This window comes from Scandinavium tedordense, from assembly GCF_024764965.1.
Taxonomy (GTDB): Bacteria; Pseudomonadota; Gammaproteobacteria; order Enterobacterales; family Enterobacteriaceae; genus Scandinavium; species Scandinavium tedordense.
The window spans coordinates 1-420 of sequence record NZ_JALIGG010000014.1 but is presented as its reverse complement, the minus strand read 5'-3'; the positions used below and the strand labels follow the sequence as shown (position 1 = coordinate 420).

Here is a 420-nt window from a genome sequence, read left to right as displayed (position 1 = left end):
GCGATGACGGTGAACGAGATCGCCGACCGCCTCGGCTTCAGCGAGCCGGCCTACTTCACCCGTTTCTTCAAGCGCCTGAGCGGCGTCTCGCCGAGCGTTTTCCGTAAGGGCGACTAGTGTTCGCGGCGCAACTGGACGATCTCCAGCGCGCGCCCCTCGTCGTCGCGCGGGCGTCGGCCGCTCTCGACGAAGCCGCAGCGCGCGTAGAACCCCAGCGCCTCGCGGTTGGCGGCGTAGACCTCGACCTCCAGCGCGCCCTTCAGGGTTGCCGCGTGCTCCACCAGTTGCCGGCCGATCCCGCGCCCGTGGGCCGTCGGGGCGACGAACAGGCCGCCGATGAAGGCATCGAGCAGGCCGATGAAGCCCAGCGGCGTATCGCCGTCCAGCGCCAGCCAGGTTTCCGAGGCATCCAGATAATGA

Annotated in this window: 2 protein-coding genes; one reads left to right on the top strand and one right to left on the bottom strand. The window is 69.0% G+C overall.

What is annotated here, in order from left to right; translation table 11 throughout:
• Nucleotides 1-3: 3 nt before the first annotated feature.
• Nucleotides 4-117 carry a helix-turn-helix domain-containing protein gene (locus MUU46_RS00065; RefSeq protein WP_374684977.1) on the top strand — a complete coding sequence of 38 codons (114 nt, stop codon included), beginning with the start codon at nucleotides 4-6 and terminating at the stop codon, nucleotides 115-117.
• On the opposite strand, the gene MUU46_RS00060 is transcribed toward MUU46_RS00065, so the two are convergent.
• Nucleotides 114-420 (bottom strand): GNAT family N-acetyltransferase (locus MUU46_RS00060; protein ID WP_258964438.1); only part of this gene is annotated, 307 nt, incomplete at its 5' end. The genes MUU46_RS00065 and MUU46_RS00060 overlap by 4 nt on opposite strands.

Coding starts and splice junctions, on each gene's coding strand:
- MUU46_RS00065 (WP_374684977.1), top strand. CDS start 4: ATGACGGTGAACGAGATCGCCGACCGCCTCGGCTTCAGCGAGCCGGCC.